This window comes from Nocardia flavorosea (assembly GCF_015477805.1).
Lineage (GTDB): Bacteria > Actinomycetota > Actinomycetes > Mycobacteriales > Mycobacteriaceae > Nocardia > Nocardia flavorosea_A.
The window spans coordinates 756,492-775,864 of record NZ_JADLQL010000001.1; the positions used below are offsets into that span (position 1 = coordinate 756,492).

Annotated in this window: 14 protein-coding genes and 1 pseudogene; 7 read left to right on the top strand and 8 right to left on the bottom strand. The window is 68.5% G+C overall.

Annotated features, from left to right (window positions below; genetic code table 11):
- Window positions 1–3: 3 nt before the first annotated feature.
- A complete protein-coding gene (locus IU448_RS03460) occupies window positions 4–645 on the bottom strand; it encodes a CDP-alcohol phosphatidyltransferase family protein (RefSeq protein ID WP_195055006.1) in 642 nt (213 codons plus the stop codon).
- 649 nt (window positions 646–1,294) lie between these two features.
- Here IU448_RS03460 and IU448_RS03465 point away from each other — a divergent pair.
- From IU448_RS03465 to IU448_RS03475, 3 genes are all read left to right on the top strand, one after another.
- Window positions 1,295–2,653 carry a DUF2252 domain-containing protein gene (locus IU448_RS03465; protein ID WP_195055007.1) on the top strand — a complete coding sequence of 453 codons (1,359 nt, stop codon included), beginning with the start codon at window positions 1,295–1,297 and terminating at the stop codon, window positions 2,651–2,653.
- A gap of 64 nt (window positions 2,654–2,717) precedes the next feature.
- Window positions 2,718–3,608, top strand: coding sequence for an NERD domain-containing protein (locus IU448_RS03470; protein WP_195054007.1), 891 nt, complete (start codon window positions 2,718–2,720; stop codon window positions 3,606–3,608).
- 62 nt (window positions 3,609–3,670) lie between these two features.
- Window positions 3,671–4,438 (top strand): phosphatase PAP2 family protein, encoded by a 768-nt coding sequence (locus tag IU448_RS03475; RefSeq protein ID WP_280456847.1) that lies wholly within the window; start codon window positions 3,671–3,673, stop codon window positions 4,436–4,438.
- Between the two features lie 358 nt (window positions 4,439–4,796).
- Here IU448_RS03475 and IU448_RS03480 read toward each other — a convergent pair whose 3' ends face one another.
- Entirely contained in the window at window positions 4,797–6,728 is a 1,932-nt protein-coding gene (locus tag IU448_RS03480; RefSeq protein ID WP_195054009.1) for an acyl-CoA dehydrogenase, read from the bottom strand.
- A gap of 446 nt (window positions 6,729–7,174) precedes the next feature.
- Here IU448_RS03480 and IU448_RS03485 point away from each other — a divergent pair.
- From IU448_RS03485 to IU448_RS03495, 3 genes and pseudogenes are all read left to right on the top strand, one after another.
- Window positions 7,175–8,584: pseudogene (locus IU448_RS03485) on the top strand (threonine/serine ThrE exporter family protein); the annotation flags it as partial.
- 716 nt (window positions 8,585–9,300) lie between these two features.
- On the top strand, window positions 9,301–9,984 hold the full coding sequence (locus tag IU448_RS03490; RefSeq protein ID WP_195054010.1) for a heme oxygenase (biliverdin-producing): 684 nt from the start codon (window positions 9,301–9,303) through the stop codon (window positions 9,982–9,984).
- A gap of 69 nt (window positions 9,985–10,053) precedes the next feature.
- Window positions 10,054–11,751, top strand: a complete 1,698-nt coding sequence (locus IU448_RS03495; RefSeq protein WP_195054011.1) for an FAD-binding dehydrogenase — start codon at window positions 10,054–10,056, stop codon at window positions 11,749–11,751.
- A gap of 421 nt (window positions 11,752–12,172) precedes the next feature.
- Here IU448_RS03495 and IU448_RS03500 read toward each other — a convergent pair whose 3' ends face one another.
- From IU448_RS03500 to IU448_RS03510, 3 genes are all read right to left on the bottom strand, one after another.
- Window positions 12,173–12,994 (bottom strand): IclR family transcriptional regulator, encoded by an 822-nt coding sequence (locus tag IU448_RS03500; protein WP_195054012.1) that lies wholly within the window; start codon window positions 12,992–12,994, stop codon window positions 12,173–12,175.
- A 99-nt stretch (window positions 12,995–13,093) separates the two neighbouring features.
- A complete protein-coding gene (locus IU448_RS03505) occupies window positions 13,094–14,542 on the bottom strand; it encodes a serine/threonine-protein kinase (RefSeq protein WP_324188497.1) in 1,449 nt (482 codons plus the stop codon).
- Window positions 14,518–14,976 (bottom strand): thioredoxin family protein, encoded by a 459-nt coding sequence (locus IU448_RS03510; RefSeq protein ID WP_195054013.1) that lies wholly within the window; start codon window positions 14,974–14,976, stop codon window positions 14,518–14,520. Before IU448_RS03510 ends, IU448_RS03505 begins: the two co-directional genes overlap by 25 nt.
- Before the next feature lie 220 nt (window positions 14,977–15,196).
- Between IU448_RS03510 and IU448_RS03515 the strand changes: the two genes are divergently transcribed.
- Complete coding sequence (locus IU448_RS03515; protein ID WP_195054014.1) at window positions 15,197–15,865, top strand: PaaI family thioesterase; 669 nt, start codon at window positions 15,197–15,199, stop codon at window positions 15,863–15,865.
- A gap of 348 nt (window positions 15,866–16,213) precedes the next feature.
- Here the strand turns inward: IU448_RS03515 and IU448_RS03520 are convergent, their stop codons facing one another.
- From IU448_RS03520 to IU448_RS03530, 3 genes are read right to left on the bottom strand one after another with little or no spacing between them, the layout of a single operon-like run.
- A complete protein-coding gene (locus IU448_RS03520; RefSeq protein WP_195054015.1) occupies window positions 16,214–17,386 on the bottom strand; it encodes a sulfotransferase family protein in 1,173 nt (390 codons plus the stop codon).
- Between the two features lie 13 nt (window positions 17,387–17,399).
- Window positions 17,400–18,176 carry an SDR family oxidoreductase gene (locus tag IU448_RS03525; RefSeq protein WP_195054016.1) on the bottom strand — a complete coding sequence of 259 codons (777 nt, stop codon included), beginning with the start codon at window positions 18,174–18,176 and terminating at the stop codon, window positions 17,400–17,402.
- Complete coding sequence (locus tag IU448_RS03530; RefSeq protein WP_195054017.1) at window positions 18,176–19,339, bottom strand: hypothetical protein; 1,164 nt, start codon at window positions 19,337–19,339, stop codon at window positions 18,176–18,178. Before IU448_RS03530 ends, IU448_RS03525 begins: the two co-directional genes overlap by 1 nt.
- Window positions 19,340–19,373 lie beyond the last annotated feature (34 nt).

Sequence of the window (19,373 nt, forward strand, 5' to 3'; positions counted from 1 at the left end):
ACTCTATGCGAGCCCGCCGGGATTCGCCGCGCCGGTATCCCGACTGCGGGCGTCACCGGGGCGCGCCGGGGGCCGGGGCACCGTACGCGCGACGGCGATCGCGCGGCCGAGATACAACAGGCCGGTCCACACGTAGACCGCGGTGCCCCAGATGAGCAGCGCCCCACCGAAGGCCCGGCCGAAGCCGTCCCCGGCCCAGTCCATCTGTCCGGCCAGTAACCAGGGCAATGCCGACATGAGCGCGAACGTGGCCGCCTTGCCCAGATAGATGACCTCGGGTGGGTCGAGGTCGCGCCGGCGGTACACCGTGAGCGTGAGGGTGAGCACCAGATCGCGGCCGATCAGCAGCGCCGCCACCCACCAGGGGAGAAGACCGCGAGCGACGAACGCGGCGAGCGTGGTCACCAGGTAGAGGCGGTCCACGAACGGGTCCAGCAGCGCGCCCAGCCGCGACGACTGATCGAGCAACCGGGCGAGTTTGCCGTCCAGGAAATCGGTCAGGCCGCTCACTACCAGCAGGGCGAACGCCCAGCCGTCGGCGCGCTCCACCAGCAGCAGCCAGAGGAACACCGGGACCCCGATCAACCGCAGCACGCTCAGCACATTGGGGACGGTGAGCAGCCGATCGGACAGCACCGCCGCCAGGGCGCCACCGGATCCGCGGCCCGCGGCCGTGGTCTCGGATCCGCCGGTTCCCGAATCACTCGTCACATGCCAGTGCTTACCGCACGACCTCCGCAGATGCCAGCACGCCCCCCGCACGGGCCGCGGAGACGTAACGAGCATCGAACACCCGGTACCCCCGGTATGAGTGAGAGAAAGATCATGTCGGGTCGGCGGGGTTCGTTCCGATTCGGCCTTTCCGGTCGCACTGCCGCGCGTGAACGGCATGTCGGGTGCGGCATTCGGATGTTGCTTCCGGCCACATCCAGGTCCTGGCCCGGGACGCTGCGCCGGACCGGCGGACCGGCGGGTGACCTCCCCCGAGCCCGGCCGGACTGTGCTCACCGGACCGCGGCACCGCCCGGCGGCGACTCTGGACAACGCGGCAGAGGCTCACCGTGACGGGGCTGCGGCCACGGCCTGACCGAGCAGTACGGCGAGTGCGCACGGGATCCAGACCGAGAAGCCCGCACCGGCCGGAACCACTCGATTCTGTGCCGCCAGGAGCACGGGAGGGGTCCGGCATACCGAAACCTCGCTGTGATCCGGCGCGAGCCACGATCACCGTGGGTACGGTTACCCGGTGTCGAACAGCCGGATCCCCTTGCGCTCGTATATCCCCGCCGAGGACATGCTGGCCCGCGGCCGTGCGGTCCGCGGCCGGGTGTCGCTCACCGCACGGGATCGCGCGATCCGCACCGAGGGGCGGCCGTCGATCGTCGAATTCGTCGAGGCCACCAACAAGGGCCGGCTCGAACATCTGGTCCCGTTGCGGATCGGCCGGATGCTGGCGTCGCCGTTCGCGTTCTACCGGGGCGCGGCCGGTCTGATGGCCCGCGACCTGGCGGGCAGCCCGGATACCGGGTTCCACGCCCAGCTCTGCGGTGACGCACATGCGGGCAACTTCGGCCTGTACGGCACCTCTCGGGGCGAAATCGTCATGGATATCAACGATTTCGACGAAACCGTACCGGGACCGTGGGAATGGGACCTGGAACGGCTGGCAGCGAGCCTGGTCCTGGCCGGGCGGGTCGGCGGCGCGAACGAGCACGAATGCCGTACCGCCGCTGCCGATGCCGCGCGCAGCTACCGGCGCACCGCCGCGGCGCTGGCGCAGCGACCGTTTCTGACCTCGTGGTCGGCCCTGGCCGACGAATCGATTCTGGATCGCGTCGAAGCCGACGATCTGCTGGACAACTTCAAGAAGGCCGCCAAGAAGGCGCGTAAGAACACCAGCGAGAAAGTCGTCCGCAAATGGACACATATCGACGATCACGAAACGGGTATCGAAAGTCATCGCTTCGTCAGTGATCCGCCGATCCTCACCACCGTGGCACAGGAGGTGGAGGACGCGGCCATCGATGCACTGGAACGTTACGGATCGAGTCTGCGCGAATCCCGGCAGGAACTGCTGGGACGGTTCGCCGTCGCCGATATCGCGTTCCGGATCGTCGGCACCGGTAGCGTGGGTATGCACAGCTATGTCGCTCTACTGCACGGCAATTCGGGTGAAGTACTGGTATTGCAGCTCAAACAGGCCGCGCCTTCGGCCTTGGCATCGGTACTCGGGACCGCCGCACCGAAACACGAAGGCAAGCGAATTGTCCAGGGTGCCAGACTGGTTCAGACGGAAACCGATATCCTTCTCGGCTGGACCACCATGACGATTCCACAGCCCGGAGGCGGCAGCCGGGAACTGCCGTTCATCGTCCGCCAGTTCCGCAATCTCAAGGGCGGAATAGCGCCGGAAGAACTCGAACCGCACGATCTCGACGATTACGGCCGTCTCGCCGGTGCCCTGCTGGCGCGCGCCCACGCCCGTTCCCTCGATCCCCGGTTGATCAACGGCTACCTCGGCGAAGACGCCGACTTCGACGGAGCCGTGGCCGATTTCGCGGTGCGCTACGCCGATCGCACGGAAGCCGATCACGACGAACTCGCCGCCGCGGTTCGGGCGGGGAAACTTCCGGCGGAGGAGCCGGACCGGTAGTTTCGAGAGGTGCGCCGCGCTCGGCGCCGCAGGAGTCCCGGTTCGGACGCGAAGGGCGGTCACCATGCTCGTGCAGGTTCAGGACGGCACCGACAGTTTTGCCGAGCGGTCCCTCATCGATTGGCTCAGTGGGTGGGGCACGGTCGACAGTCCGCACGGAGTGGCGATCCTCAACTGCGATCTGCGGTACGACAACGAGATCCACCACTTCGATGCCGTGGTGTGGACACCCACGAGCTGCGTTGTCATCGATGTGGCGGGCTTGCGCAGCGATCAGGGTGGCACCCTGCATGTTCCGCTCACCGGCAGGTCGACGCTCAACGGGGTCCGCGCGGACTTGGAGGCCGCCGACGACCGCTCGCTGCTGGAACGATCCCGCGAACACACTTTCGCGATGCAGAACTGGCTGGCCGCGCGCGGGTTGGGACAGCGCATGGTGCACGGTGTCGCGCTGATCGTGCCGTTCCATCCGGTCCCGGTGCAGATCGACCAGAAAGTGCACGACCCGAGTTTCGATGTGATCGTCGGCAACGATCCCGAACGACTGCGGCACTATTTCGGGGTCCTCGCCCAACGCGAATCGCACCGCTGGACCGCCAACGATGTGGCCGCCGCATTCCGCGGTCTGGGAATCCTGGCGTACCTCCCCGCACCCCAGCTACTGATCGACGAGGGGTTCCTCGGCCCGATCGATGTCACGCGGTGGCACGGCAGTCCCGCGCAGGCGGAGGCGGAGAAGTACGCCGAGGATCTGGCCGAGATGGAGCGGCTCGCCGGAACACGCCGGTTCCGCGCACCCTGGTACAGCCCGTGGCTGCTGTATCCCAGGGAGACCGGCGATATCGATTTCGGCCGGGCCGTTATGCGCGCGCTCTACGCGCTCGGAATCTTCGTCGCGGTGGCATGGGTCCTGTGGTTCGTGATCACGGCCTTCGTCACCTACGGGCCCGGCTGAGCCGTAGCCGTCGCAGCACCACGGATTACCCCGTGGCCGCCCGCGATGGATATGGTCGGCTGGTGAGCACCACATCCGGCGCGCCGAACCCGTATCCCGCGGATCAGCCCACCGGAGACGATCACCGCCCGGCCGAGAACCGCCCGAGGCCACCGGCGCACCTGTCCCCCGCCCACCGGGATCGGCCGCCGGGCCCGCACCCGGTTACCGCCTCGATACCGCAGGCCGCCGGCCCCCTGGGCACCGGAGTCGTCGCGGCGACCGCAGCGACGGTGGCGGCGGCGTTACCCTGGTCGTTCCCGCCAGGCGGCGGGCCCACAACCTTCGATCTGGTGGTCGGGTCGCGCGTGGACCCACGGCTGGATCCGCGGCCCTGGGTGGCCGAGGTCCTCGCGCTGGCGACCAACACCGGAGTTGTGCTCGCGCTGCTCTGCGGTAGCGCGCTGTGGTTCACCTGGCAACGCCGGTGGTGGGAGGCGGCAACCGTGGTCCTGGCGCCGGAACTCGCGGTGGCGGTCAACACCTGGGTGCTGAAACCCTGGTGGGGGCGGCCGCTGCACGACTATCTCGCGTATCCGAGCGGCCATACCGTGCATCTCGTATCGGTGGTCACAGCGTTGGTCCTGTTGCTGCGCTCCGCGCGGGCCCGGGCGGTGATCGTCGCGCTCGCCACGGCCGCCTGGTGTGCGGGCGCGGCCGGTATGATCGCGCTCGACTACCACCACGCCACCGATATCATCGGCGGGGCAGCCGCAGGGATCTCACTGACCATTGCCCTCTACTGGGTCTCGGTGTGGATCCGCCGCACTTTCGGGCCGCGCCCGCGCTGACCCCCATGCCACGGCACCGCACCATCCAGCTCATCCCTGACCGCGACGCCCGGCGCGACAGCCGCGACCACACCCATGACCGGCTGAGTTCGGCTGGTCGTACCCGGTTGCCCGCCTTCGCCTCGTACCCGGCGGCACCGGGCTTCGCCGCTGGTTGCCGCTTGTTTCCGCCGGGCCGACCGGGCTCCGCGCGGCCACCGCTATGCGTGACCCCCAGGACTACCGGCCCCGAACAACCGGATCCGGACCCGCCCGTAGTGGTCGAGACGGATCCACCGACCGGTGCCATGGCGGCGTACATACATGGTCGGCGTACATATCGGAGACGCGCCCGGCTGCCTGCAAGGCCGGCGCCCCGCTATTGCCGCTCGTAGACGCTGGCGTCGTCCAGCATGGCGGCGCCCAGCATCGATTCGGGTACACCGAGTGCTTCCACCAGAGTGAGGGCATCCGGGCGGAGGCGGTCGACCAGTTCGTTCACCCCGCGCCGGATGGCTTTCGCCCGTTCGACCGAGATGAAACGGTGCATGATGAACCAGGCGGAGTTCTCCTCCAGCACGGAGTACACGTAGAGATCGCAGACGGTTTCGGCCAGCGCGCGAGCGTGCTCGTCCTCGATATCGGCGATCCCCTCGATGAACGCCTCGAGTACCAGCCGATCGATATGGGCGGACCCGGCCGCGAGGATATGGTCCTGCGCATTGTTGAATGCCTCGAAGGGCCCGGTTTCCTCGGCCCGGGCGCGCAGCCGGTGGGCGGCGGTACGGGTGAGATAGTCCTCGCGGTCGGCGAACAGCTGCAACTGGGTGGCGCGTTTACCGAGGTCGCCCTCGTCGACGGTTTCGCCGCTGCGGTCGCGCAGGGTCTGGATCAGCTGGCGCACGCCGGAGCGTTTGCGCACCACATCGCCGGCCATGGTCGCGGCGAAGCGGACCCAGCCGAGCGCGTCCAGATCGCGTACCTCATCGGCGTACGCGGTGAGGATCTCCTTGGCGACGAGTTGGGTGAGCACCACATTGTCGCCCTCGAACGTAGTGAACACATCGGTATCGGCCTTCAGCGTGACCAGGCGGTTCTCCGTGAGATAACCGGCACCGCCGCAGGCCTCCCGGCATTCCTGGATGGCGCGGGTGGCGTGCCGCGTCTGCGCCACCTTCAAACCCGCGGCGCGTTTCTCCAGCGAGCGCTGCGCATGCGGATCCAGGTTCTGGCCCGTCTGGACCAGATGCATCCGGCGGACCAGATCGTTCTGCGCGAAGGCCAGCGCGTACGAACGGGCCAGCAGCGGTAGCAACCGGCGCTGATGCATCCGGTAGTCCAGCAGCAGGGTTTCCCCGCCGTCGTCGGGGTTGCCGAACTGGCGGCGCTTCAGCGCGTAGCGCACCGCGATACTCAAGGCCACCCGGGCGCCGGCCGCCGCGGCGCCGCCCACGCTCACCCGGCCGCGTACCAGGGTGCCGAGGGTGGTGAAGAAACGCCGGCTGGGGTTGTCTATCTCGGAGCTGTAGGTGCCGTCGGGGGCGACATCGCCGTAGCGGTTGAGCAGATTCTCCCGCGGTATCCGTACCTTGTCGAAGACGATCCGGCCGTTGTCCACGCCCGGCAGGCCGCCTTTGCCGCCGCAGTCGGAGGTGGTGACGCCGGGCAGGTCGTTACCCTGTTCGTCCCGGATCGGGACCAGCAGGCAGTGCACCCCGTGTGCGCCCGCCGGTGTCCGCAACTGCGCGAAGACCGCCGCCATCCGGGCGTGTTCGGCGGCACCGCCGATATAGTCCTTGCGCGCCGAAGGGGTGGGGGTGTGGATCACGAACTCTTCGGTGGCCGGATCGTAGGTGGCGGTGGTCTCCAGATTCGCGACATCGCTGCCGTGCCCGGATTCGGTCATCGCGAAACAGCCGAGCAGATCCAGCGAGATCAGCCGCCGGATATGCTCGCTGTGCCGTTCGGTGCCCAGGTTCTCCACGGCGCCGCCGAACAGACCCCACTGCACCCCGGACTTCACCCAGAGCGAGAGGTCGGCGTAGGCCAGCATCTCCAATCCCACCACGGCGGCGCCGGGCTCGCCCGTACCGCCGTGCTCGCGCCGGAAACCGCGTTCGGCGAGGCCGAGTTTCGCGATCTCGCGCATCTGGTCCAGGACCCGGGCGCGGGCGTCCTGTTGATCGAGGCCGGGATCACCGGCGAACCGCCCGTCCGCGAGTTGGGTGCGGGCCTCCTCCCGGACTTCGCGCCACGGCCCGTCCAGTGCCTGCCGTAACTCTTGTGCTGTCGCAGTGCTCCCGGTGCTCATACCTTCGACCCTAATGGCGGCGGCAGGGGGAAGCCCGGCGACAAACCGCACACGATCGCGGCGCCCGCGGGCGTACATGGTCACGACGGGAGCGGGTAAGCCCGGAACGCGGAACGAGGCCGGGCGGAGTCGGCACCACAGCGGGTGGCGATGCGCCGGACGTATCGGCAGCGCGGGCGTAACACCTGCGCGGCACCCGCCGACGCATTAGGAAAGACCTCGCTCAGCTGGGGAAACGTGCCTCTTTTTCCATTTCGAACCGGGAATAAACCGGCACGTAACGAAGATCACATTCATCCGACCTATTTTTCGGTGGATAAGAGGGCCCTCCGGCCACTACCTTCGCGGCTATGGCTGCGCAAGGATTCCTGGAAGGAGCGACCTCCACACCACAGATCTCTCCGGACCCGTCGGGTTACGCCGAGCACCGGCGTACTCCCCTGCGTTTGCCTGTGATCACCGGTGCCATCAAGAAATTGGTCGCCGATCGGCCCGCGACGGCCGATACGATCGTCTCCGCACCCGCCCCGTTGCAGCCGATCGATCTCACCGACGACGCCACCGTGGCCGAGGTGATGGATCTGGCCATCCGGATGGGTGAAGTGGTGCTGGCCTCGGGTTCCGCCGTCACCGATACCGAGACCACAGTGCGTTTCATCGTCGCCACCTACGGTCTGTCCGAATGCGATGTCGAGGTCACCTACAACGCCATCCGCATCTCGGTGCATCGCGGCCGCCGGCTTCCCCCGGTCAGTTCCATGCGGGTGGTGCAGTACCGCTCACTGGACTTCACCCGGCTGGCCGCGGTGGATCGGCTCACCCGCCGGATCCGTCGCGAAGTCGTGCCCCCGGCCGAGGCGCGCGCCGCACTCGATGCCATCACCTCGGCGCCGCACCCCTACAAGCGGTGGACCGCCACCTTCGGCTGGTCGCTGATGGCCGCGGCGATTTCGCTGCTGCTCGGCGGCGGTGTACTGGTCGTCGCGTTGAGCTTTGTCACCACCGCCCTGATCGATCGGACCAACCGCGCCCTCAACCGGTACGGTCTGCCGTTCTTCTTCCAGCATCTGGTGGGCGGCGCCATCGCCGCCACACCGGCCGTGGTGCTGGCCGCCGTCGCCGAACCGCTGGGTATCTCGGTGAGTCCGACGCTGATCATCGCGGCCGGGATCACGGTGCTGCTCAGTGGGCTGAGCCTGGTGGGCTCGGTCCAGGACGCGATCACCGGGGCGCCGATCACCGCGGGCGCGCGAATGCTCGAACTGCTGATGATGACCGGCGGCATCATCGCCGGTATCGCGCTCACGCTGCGGGTCGGCGAAATGTTCGACGCAACGGTGCCCCTGGACCTCGGGCCCGGCCACGCGCTGACCAATCTGCCTGTGCAGGTCATGGCCGGCGCCACGGCCGCGCTCGCGTTCTGCCTCGCCTGCTACGCCGAGAAGAGGGCACTGGCCGCGGCCGCCGGGAGCGGCGCCATGGGCACTATCTGCTACCTGCTGGTGATGGCGGCCGGATTCGGGCCCGTGCTCGCCGCCGGTGCGGCGGCCGTGGTGATCGGCATGGTCGGTGGTCTGCTCGCCCGGCGGGCGCTGACGCCGCCGCTGGTCGTCGCACTCGCCGGTATCACCCCGCTGCTGCCCGGCCTGAGCATCTACCGCGGCCTGTACGGCATGCTCAATGACGAGTTCACCCGCGGCGCGGACCAATTGCTGGCCGCGTTCGGTATCGGCTGCGCGCTGGCCGGTGGGGTGACCCTCGGCGAATGGTTCGACCGGACCGTGCGCCGCCCACCGATCCTGCGCAAGTTCGGGGCGCTGCGGCGCCCGGTGGTCACCCGCAAGCGGTTGCCTTCGGTGAACCTGGCCAAACGCCTGTACTCGGTGAACCTGGGCAAGCGCCGGGCCGCGCCGCTGGGCCGGGCCCACGGACCGGTGCTGGGGGCGCCGCCTGCCGCGGTCATGGCTTCGCCGGAAATGCCGCTGGGGTTCCCGGTCGCGGGGCAACTGCCGCAGGCGCCCGTGCCGGTCGCTCCGCCGGCACGGCGGACCACCGCACCACACGCACCCGTACCGCCCGCGCGCGGGCGGGCCACGGTATCCGGTTCCGGCTACAACGTCTGGACCCACGACCTGGATCCGGCACCGTTGAGTTCGGCGGTCTCGGCGCAGCCGCTGGATCTGTCCGATACTTCGGCCGTGGCGGCGTCGCCGGAGATACGCGAGATGCCGGTACTACCCGCAGATCTGCTGTCCCTGCCCACTGCGGCACTGGGTATGGCCGAGGATATGCTGCCCACCGCGGCGATACCGTTCGCCCCGCCGGAGCCGGTCGGTGTCGGCGCCGCGGCCGAGCCGGTAGGCGTGGGTGCGGGTGAATCCGGCCCCGTGCCGACAGAGCCGCTCCCCGCGTCCCGGCGCCCGGACGCCGGCTGACGGAGATCCCCACGGGCGGTATCCGCCCGGTATCGTCGGGTTGCCGGTGCCGGCGGCGGCGCGGTACGAAGCCGCGCCGCCGCCGGCGGCGTGGAAGGAGCGGCGCACTGCCGCCGTGTTCGCAGGAAGGGTTTTGTATGCCGCAGACCACCGAGACCGCCGATCCGGCTGCCCCTTTCTCCACCCGGATCCGGGAGGCCACCGCGCGCGAACACGAGGAAGCGGAGAATTCCTCCTTCATCACCGATATGCTCGCCGGCGCGCTCGGCATCGATTCCTACCGCCGCTACACCGCGCAGCTCTGGTTCATCTACCGGGCGCTGGAGGATCACAGCGCGGCGCTCGCCGACGATCCCGTAGCGGGACCGTTCATCAAACCCGAACTTGCGCGTACGGCGGAGCTGGAACGCGACCTGGCCCATCTGGCCGGGCCCGGCTGGCGCGAACAACTGGACCCGCTACCCGCCACCGCCGCCTACGCCGCCCGGATCGAGGAATGCGCCCGGACCTGGCCGGGCGGCTATATCGCGCACCATTACACGCGGTATCTGGGCGATCTGTCCGGCGGGCAGGTGATCCGCGGACACGCCGAGAAGCTGTGGGATCTACCGCATCGCGGTGACGGCGTCCGGTTCTATGTTTTCGACGGTATCGGCAATCCGGCGGCGTTCAAACGGGAATACCGGGCCCTGCTCGACCGGATCGGCGCCGACGAACTCGAACAGCGCCGCATCCTGGACGAGGGCAAACGGGCCTTCGTCCTGAACCGCGCGGTGTTCACCGAATTGGCCGCCGAATTCGCGGTTCGGCGGCCGGGCTGAACCCTGTCCGGCCGGCCGGCGGGTCTGATAGGTTTCCCGCCGGTAACTACCGTGAGCGAAGGGTGAACCGTGTCCGAAACCTCTCCCGGTGACCGGGTATCCGACGAATATCCCGTGATCGTCGTCGGCGCCGGATTGGCCGGTCTCGTCGCCACCTACGAACTGACCCGGGCCGGGCACCGAGTTCTCGTCGTCGACCAGGAGAACCGCAACAATCTCGGCGGGCAGGCCTTCTGGTCGCTCGGCGGGCTGTTCTTCGTGGACAGCCCGGAACAGCGGCGGCTCGGAATCCGCGACTCCTACGAACTCGCCCTGCAGGACTGGCTGGGTTCGGCCGGATTCGACCGGGACGACGAGGACCACTGGGCCCGGCAGTGGGCGCAGGCCTACGTGCAGTTCGCGGCTACCGAGAAGCGGGACTACCTCTACGACCTCGGTCTCCGGGTGACGCCGCTGGTCGGCTGGGCCGAACGCGGTGGCGCCCTCGCCGACGGACACGGCAATTCGGTGCCGCGGTTCCACATCTCCTGGGGAACAGGCCCCGGCGTGCTCGAGGTCTTCCTGAACCCGGTCCTGGAAGCGGAACGCAACGGCCTGGTGCGGTTCGCGTTCCGGCACCGGGTCGACGAACTGATCGTCGACGACGGTGCGGTCACCGGGGTCCGCGGCAGTGTGCTGGAGCCCACCGAGCTGCCCCGGGGGGTCGCCACGTCGCGCACCGTGGTGGACGATTTCGAATTCCGGGCCGGTGCTGTCCTGGTGACCTCCGGCGGTATCGGTCACAACCATGACCTCATCCGGCGGAACTGGCCGGTCGATCGGCTGGGGCCCGCGCCGCGCACCATGATCTCCGGGGTGCCCGCGCATGTGGACGGCCGGATGCTCGGTATCGCCGAATCCGCCGGTGCCGCACTGGTGAACCGGGACCGCATGTGGCATTACACCGAAGGCATCAACAACTGGGACCCGATCTGGCCCGACCATGCGATCCGCATCATCCCCGGCCCGTCGTCGCTGTGGTTCGACGCGAACGGTAAACGGCTGCCGGCGCCGTGTTTCCCCGGTTTCGACACCAACACCACCATGAAGGCGATCCTGTCGACCGGCCACGACTATTCGTGGTTCGTGCTGACCCAGGCCATCATCGAGAAGGAGTTCGCACTCTCGGGATCGGAGCAGAACCCGGATATCACCAGCAAAGACCGGCTCACCACCGTACGCAGCAGATTCACCAAGGGGGCGCCCGCCCCCGTGGAGGCGTTCAAGGAACACGGCGCCGATTTCGTGGTGGCCGATACCCTGCGCGAGCTGGTGGACGGGATGAACGCGATCGCCCGCGGACCGCAGCTCGACTATGCGGATATGGAACGCCAGATCGTTGCGCGGGACCGGGAGATCACCAACAAGTTCAGCAAGGACGCCCAGGTGACCGCGATCCACAACGCGCGAACTTTCTTCGGTGACAAGACCGCCCGGGTCGCGAAACCGCATCGGATCCTCGATCCGGCGGCGGGGCCGCTCATCGCGGTCCGGCTCAACGTCCTCACCCGCAAGACGCTCGGCGGCCTGCAAACCGACCTGGACTCCCGGGTGATGCGCCCGGACGGCGCCCCCTTCCCCGGCCTGTACGCCGCGGGCGAGGTCGCCGGATTCGGCGGCGGTGGCGTGCACGGCTACAACGCGCTGGAAGGGACGTTCCTCGGCGGCTGCATCTTCTCCGGCCGGGCCGCGGGCCGCGCCCTCGCGCGGTCGCTGGACACGCCCTGACCGCACTGCACCGGGATTACTCGGGTCCCGGGCGCTCGGCGTATCGCCGACTCGCCGTCACATGCGCGTGTACCTCATCGAAAAGTTCCCAGCCGTCGCACGGACCGGCGGTCCGTGCGACGGCTGGGAAGCCTCGCCGAACGGCCGCGTCGAGAAACGCCCGGACCACACCCGGCTCGTTCAGGTTCAACCAGAGGTCGCGGGTCCCGACGACGCCCGCCGTGGAGACACCGCCGTCGGGTATACGGCGCTCCGCACCCGGGCGAAAGACCAGTGTCAGGCCGGCCGGCGCCCCACGCTGCCGTATCCACAGGACCTCCTCGCAGCCATCCACGTGCCGGTGGTAGGTCCGCCAGCGGAATTGCTGACCACGCACAGTGAGAACGCGCGGGCGACGGCTGTTACGCATGGCTTGCGGGCCTCATTCCCGGGAGAGCAGCCGGCCCGCTTCGGCCGCCAGCGCGCCCAGTTGGCGGGCCTGTAGTCCGGTATCGACGACCGGGCGGCCGGAGCCGATCCGGGTGGCCAGCGACAGCGCCGCCACCGCCACTCCCCGGCGTCGCACGGGTACCGCCACGCAGCCGATTCCGGCGACCGCTTCCTCGTTGTCCACCGCGACCCCTTGGCGGCTGCGGATCCGGGCCAGTTCCCGGTGCAGTTCCAGCCGGTCACCGATCGTGCGAGCGGTGAGCCTGGGCAGCTGTTCGCGTAAGGAGGTTTCCACGACACCGGGGTCCAGGCCGGCGAGCAGCGCTTTGCCGAGCGCGGTGCTGTGCGCCGGCAGCCGACCGCCGACCCGGGTGGGGACGGTGGCGCTGGTACGGCCACCGGTTTTGTCCAGATACACGACATCTCGGCCGTCGAGGACGCCGAGATGCCCCACCGAGGTGGTCCGCTGGCACAGTTCGTGCAGTAGCGGGCCGATCACGGCGCGCAGTTCGTTGTGCCCGGCCGCCAGCCCGCCCAGTTCCAGGGCCCGCAGGCCCAGGCGGTAGCCGCCGGGCGAATGCGCGAGCCAGCGCAACCTGATCATCTGGTCCAGGATGCGGTGCACCGTGGACCGGGGCAGACCGGTGCGCTCCACCAGGTCGTGCAGGGTGAGCATCGGTGTGGCGGGCGCGAACGCGTCCAGGATCGATGTCATCCGCTCGATCATCGATACCGGTGGTGTGGGCCGGGCCGGTTGTCGCCCGCCCTGCCACGACCCGCCCGGCTCCGGGTCGGCCAGTACCTCGACCGTCAAGACTTACCTCCATCGTGCAGCCCGGTCAGCTTATGCGTAGCGAACCGGACGCTATCGACGATGCCCCGTTCCGGGGCTGTGCAAACCCCCCCTAGCCGATCATCCCGGCATGAACGGGGCGTCGAACACGCTGCACAGCCACCGCCCGTCGACGAGTTCCATCACAGTGGACACCGACAGTTCCCGCGGTGTCTCCGCGGCGCCGGGTTCGGCGTTGAGGGTGGTGAGCTGCACCTGGACCTCGGCCCGGGTATCGGCCGCGCTCATCGTCGCCACACAGGTGGCCTTCTCGACCCGGGACCGTTCGGGATCGGCGGAGATGAGGACCCTGGCCATCGGCAGGACGGTTTCGGCCTGGCTCCTCCACTGCCCCGTGGCGCCGGCCTGTACTTCCTGTTCCCAGCCGGCCGGGTCCGCGTAGTCGTAGGTGCCGACCAGAGTCGTGTAGGCGCAGGCGGCCTGTTCGGCGGCGGCTTTCGCGCCGGCGGGCGGAGCCGGCGGACCGTCGGAGCCGGCGGTGCCGGTGCGCGAGATCCCGGTGAGCCAGGCCGCCGTGCCGAACACAGTCAGGGCCGTCGCGGCGGCGAGTGCCGTCAGCACCCGCCTGCCCCGCGAAGGCCGCCCCGGCAGAGGCGATGTGGAGGGCGCGATCGGCGGCACGGGCAGGCTCGCCGGCCGGGTGACCGGCGGGTCGACGAGCGCCCGGCGGGCGGCCAGCGCCAGCTCACCGCAAGTCGGGAAACGCTCGGCCGGGTTCTTCGCCATGGCCTTGGCGATCACCCCGTCGAAACCGCGGGGCACCCGGGGATCGGCTTCGGACGGTCGCGGGACCGGCGCATTGAGATGGGCGTTGATCAACGCGCCGGTGGTGGCCGCCGGATACGGCAACCGGCCGGTCAGCAGGTAGTACAGCGTGCAGCCCAGCGAGTACACATCGGCGCGGCGGTCGATATCGGGGCGCATCTCGAAGTATTCGGGTGCGGCGTAGTGGAAACTCGCGTACAACTCGCCGGTGCGGGTGAGCCCGTCGGAACGGTCGAGTGCCTTGGCGATACCGAAGTCGGACAGGTACACCCGCTGGTGCTCGCCCCAGGCCAGCAGGATGTTCGCGGGTTTCACATCGCGGTGCAGGATTCCGGCGGTATGCGCGTGGTCCAGGGCCCGCGCGGTCTCCTCGGTGATCCGTACGGCATGGTCGGGCCGGACGGGCCCGTCGCGCAGGACCGCCGCCACATCGGTGCCCTCGATGTACTGCATCGCCATCCAGAGGCGGTGCTGTTCTTCCCCACGGGCGTAGACGGCGACGATATTCGGGTGTGCGAGCCGTGCGACGGTATCGGCCTCGCGCAGGAACCGGGCCCGGACCTCCTGCTCGGCACCGGCCACCGGGTTCAGCAGTTTGAGGGCGACCGGGCGCGGCAGGTCACGATCGCGGGCCAGATACACCTGCCCCATTCCGCCCACGCCGAGAAGCCGCTCGATGCGGTAACCGGCGAAAACCGCGCCCGGTTCGAGTGCGCCGTTCACGCCGGCCGCAGACCGGGCCACCCGTAGGGATGGGGTCCGGGGACGAGCCCCGCCCGCCCGTCCGCGGGTTCGGTCACGGCGGGAGCGGTGGCCCCGTGTGACGGCTGTCCGTGCTCGCGCCGGAAGGTCTCCATATCCATCCACCGGATCTGCTGGACCAGTTCCTCGAGCTGAGCGGGCGGCAGGAAGCCGGCCTGCGAATGCACCAGCATGCCCTCGCGGAACGCCATGATCCACGGGTACCGGTCGACCTGTCCGGCCGCCGCCAGCGCGGGTTCGGCCTCGGCCTCGACCGTGGCGTGCACGATATCGCGATGTGTTTGCGAGGATGCCTCGTACACCGGCGCGAATCGGGTGCACCAACCGCACCAGGTCGCCCAGAAATCAACCAGCACAATGTGATTGGTGGCAACTACCGTCTGGAAGTTCTGCTGGGTCAGTGGCGTCGTCGGCATCTGTCGTCCTCCCGGCGGCCCGCGCCGACCGCCCCGCGTGCGTATCACCCGTCCGGAAATACTCCCATGAACGAGCGCCGGATGCCCGGCGAAGAAGTACTGCCGGACAGCCGTTGCCCGGCAGCCTACGCGGTCCGAGCAGCACGGGGCCGATCGGTGCTGGGCGCGCGGTACGGCCCCGGCCGGCCGCGACCACGGACCCGAACGATAACGTGTTCTCATGAGCGAAAACGAGGCCGGGAACGCACTGCCGAGCGCGGAGCATCACGAAGGCGGCTTCCGGCCGATGTCGGAGCTGATGGATCAGATCCGTTCGGTGGACACCAGCCGCGGCGGACCCCACTACGGCGATTTCATCGAACAGGTCCGCACGCTCATGGACCGGGCCCGGCTGGCGGTACCGCCGGACGATCTGGTGCAGGAAGCGGCCGGCATCCTGGAAAAGCTCAACGACCGGCTGGCCGGGCATGTCCACGAGGAATGGGACGCCCCCGGCTGGACCCGGTTCGATCTGCCGTCGCGAGGCAATGTGACCCTGCCGCCCTACCGTGTGGACCGGGCGAAACCGGACGGGGTGGAGGCCCGGATCACCTACCGCACCTTCCATCTGGGCGGGAACGCAGCGGCCCACGGCGGATACATCTCCCTGGGTTTCGACGATCTGATGGGTCTGGCGGGTTCCCTGTATTCCGGGTCGGTCACTCGCACGGCCTCGCTGACCGTCGACTATCGGGCGATCACACCGCTGAACAAGGAACTGCAATTGCGTGCCTGGGGGGAACGGCATGAGGGCCGCAAGGTCTGGATCAAGGCCACCCTGCACGACGGCGACCTGCTCTGCGCCGAAGCCCACGGCCTTTTCATCGTGCTGAAACCCGGCCAGCCCTGACACTCGGCCCGGCTGCGCCGGCCGCCGCCGCGGCAGTGGGATCGACAGCCGACGGCGGGCTCACTCCCTGAGCTGAGCCGAAGTATGCGCATCGGGCGAGGAATACCGGGGGTGCAGACCGGTGGATTCCGAGCATGGTCATCATGGTGCAGAACAAGCTCGATCGACTCACCCGGTTGAATCCCGGTACGACGCCGCCGAAGAATACGAACCCATCGGAACGCGCAGGTCCGGGAGCGCTTCGGAGGCGCAGCGGTAACCCGTGTTGCGTCCACGGCCGGGCCTCGCACGCGGCCGGCGCGCACGCCCGGACAGCGAGCGCCGATGCGCCCACTGTCCGGCGCTCGGCTACCTGCCGGTACCGGCCGGATAGTGCTCGGCCAGGTACGGGGCGAATGCTTCGTCGACCTGTTCGGCGGTGAGACCGAAATCGGCCAGCGAGTACTTGTGCGCGGGACGTGCGGCGCCCGAGGTGGATTCGCTGTGCAGGCCGGCCATCCGGGTGCGCGCCGCTCCGGTGAACTCGATCCCGAAGTGGTCATAGACCCGCTCGACGGTGGCGATCGGATCGGTGACGAAGTCCTCGTAGTACACATCGCAGAACTGCGCGGCGGGATACTTCGCGCGATCGGCGAGGAATGTCCGTGCGCCGCGGGACCACAGCTCGAGCTGCGCCTGTCCCACCACCGGACCGCGGAACTTCTCCGACCAGCCGTCGGTGGCCTGTTCGTTCAGGCTGCATACCGACGCCACGATCGTGCGTGGCTGCCGGTGCATCTGGATGATCAGCGCGTCGGGGTATACGGCGAGCAGAGCGTCGAGCGCGAACAGGTGACTCGGGTTCTTCAGCACCCACCGGCGGTCCGGATCGTTGAGCCCGATCAGTTGCAGATTGCGGCGGTGGCGTTCGTAGGCGGGTGTCCAGTCCTGGTTGCGCAGCCAGTCGGAGTAGCGCGGCAGGTAGGCCAGGCATTCGTAGGAGATCGACATCGCCGACTGCCGCAGCAGTTGCCAGCACTCCTCCACCTGGTCGGCCGAGATATGGTGCACGCCCATGAACTCCGGGTGCTCCACGTGATGTTTCTCGTAGGCCGCCTGCAACTGCTGGAACACCGGGTTGTGCTCCCAGGTCTCGCGCGGCGGGCGCGGCTGCGGCATCTCGGTCAACCACATCTCGAGGCCCTGATGGCCGGGGTCGGCGGTGAGCAGGCGGTGCACGGCCGTCGTCCCGGAACGCGGTAGCCCGGTGACGAAGATCGGGCGTTCGACTCCTACCTCGGCATGCTGCGGATACTGTTTCCAGCCGGCTTCACTCAACGCCCGGGCGATGAGCGCCCCGCGCAGGAACGCGCGGTTGACCTTGTTGCCGAACGGAGTGAGTTCGGCGTCCCGTTCGAACGATTCGAGCAGCACCGACAGTCCGGTGCGGTAGTCGTCGGCGCCGAAATCGTCCAGGCCGATCACCTTGGTGGCGGAGGCGTGCAGATCGTCGATCGTGCCGACGTCTTCCCTGCCGATCATTTCTGGTTTCTCCTCAGTGGTGGAATTCGCCGCAGTTCACGTCGAGACAGGTCCCGGTGATCGCCCGGGACATCTCGGAGGCGAAGAAGATGACGGCATCGGCGATTTCGTCGGGTTCGGGCAGCCGGCGCAGATCGATATCGGCGGCGGTCTCGGTGTATACCTGCGCGGCCGTGATTCCGCGTTCCTTGGCGAGGTAGTCGAAATACCATTTCAGAGTGTCGGCCCAGATCCAGCCCGGCGCCACCGAATTGACCCGGATACCCCGGGGTCCCAGTTCGGTGGCGAGGCTCTGCGCCAGCGCCAACAGCGTGGTCTTGGCCATCTTGTACGGGCCGTAGGGTTGCCGGGAGTGCCGCAGGACGGCCGAGTTGATCATCACCACCGACCCGTTGCGTTCGGCGAGCGCCGGTGCGAACAGGCGGGTAAGGCGTAGTGCGGCGAAAACGTTGGTGTCGAAACTGGCGCGCAGATCGTCGATCGCCACATCGGCGAGGTCGGCCATCGGCGGCATGGCGAACGCATTGTTCACCAGCGCGTCCACCCGGCCGAATTCTTCGTGGGTGGCGCGCACGAGTTCCTGCGCCGCCGCATCATCGGTGATATCGGTCGGCACGACCAGCGCGTGCCCGCCCAACGCCTCGATTTCGGCGGCCACCTTGCGTAGGCGTTTCTCGGTACGCGAGGCGAGCACCACCTTCGCGCCCGACTTCGCGCTCTGTACCGCGATGGCCTGGCCGAGCCCGGGGCCGATTCCCGAGACGACCACCACTTTGTCCCGCAACAGCATCAGCCCAGCATCCTTTCCGCCACCGCGGCCTGCCGGGCGGCGATGCGCACCTTCCAGTCCTGCGGGGTGATCCGGGATTCCCGGTAATAGGGCAGCCGGTCCGGCAGTTCGTCGAAGGACACCAGTTCCACCGTCGGCCCGTCCTCGGGTTTCAGTTCCCGGGACAGCCGCTGCCAGCGGAACTGCAGGTAGGCACGGTCGTGGCCGGTGCGCTCGATCCAGTTGACCAGGCCGGGGTCGCGTTCGCTGATCACCAGCCGGATCATGCCGTCCGGATCCACCTTCGCCTGGTCGGCGTTGAGGCTGGTCTGGTGGTTGATGTAGTCCAGCGACAGGTACCACATACTGCCGAGCTGGAACCCTTGGTAGGGGGCGTCGGATTTCGGCACGGTGAGGATCATGACCTGGTCGCCGGTGAGTTCGTAGTGGCCGACCGAGGAGAACTGCGTGGACAGCCCACCGGGGGTACGCCGCGGTTCGGTCATGGTGTTGACCGGCAGATTCAGATAGAACCATTCGGGGAAGGCCAGGAAGGTCTTCAAACGGGAGACCAGCATCTTGCCGGCGACTTCGTACCGTTTGGCCATCAGGTCGGTGGTGACCGCCGGTGGCGCCGTGCCGGCGGTGTCGACCCGGCGGATCCGGACGGTACCGGCCTTCTCGTTCGCCCAGTCGCCGTAGACCTCGCGCACCGCGAGCATGGTCGAATCGGCGGCGAGCTGGATATGGTTGCGGCCGCCGGCTCCGGGGCCCAGTGTCAGTTCGTAGGTGCCGTCGGCCGCGATATCGATGGAGCGGTCGTCGAAGGCGGTTTCCCCGCCGGGCACCTCGGTCGGCGAATAGTTGCCGTTGAGCACCTGGAAGCTCAGGTCGCGGGTGGTGCCGCGGGTCCCCGTCACCACGTATTCGGCGTCGGGGCGCAGGTTGGCGTGCCAGTAGAGGGTATCCGGGTTGTCCAGGCCCATCTTCGTATAGGGGCCGGTGGAAGTCACGAAGAACGGGAAATCCTTGTCGAAGGCCCACGACATCTGGATGGCGGCCCGGATACTTGCGGCCAGATAGTCGTACCCCTCGGCCAGATCCTGTTCGGTGCGGATATGGGGGGCGCCTTTGATGATTTCCTCGGCGGCGGCGATCGCGTCCGCGAACGGCTGAGTCAGCACGATACTCCCGGTGTTCCATATATGTACCGCCCTG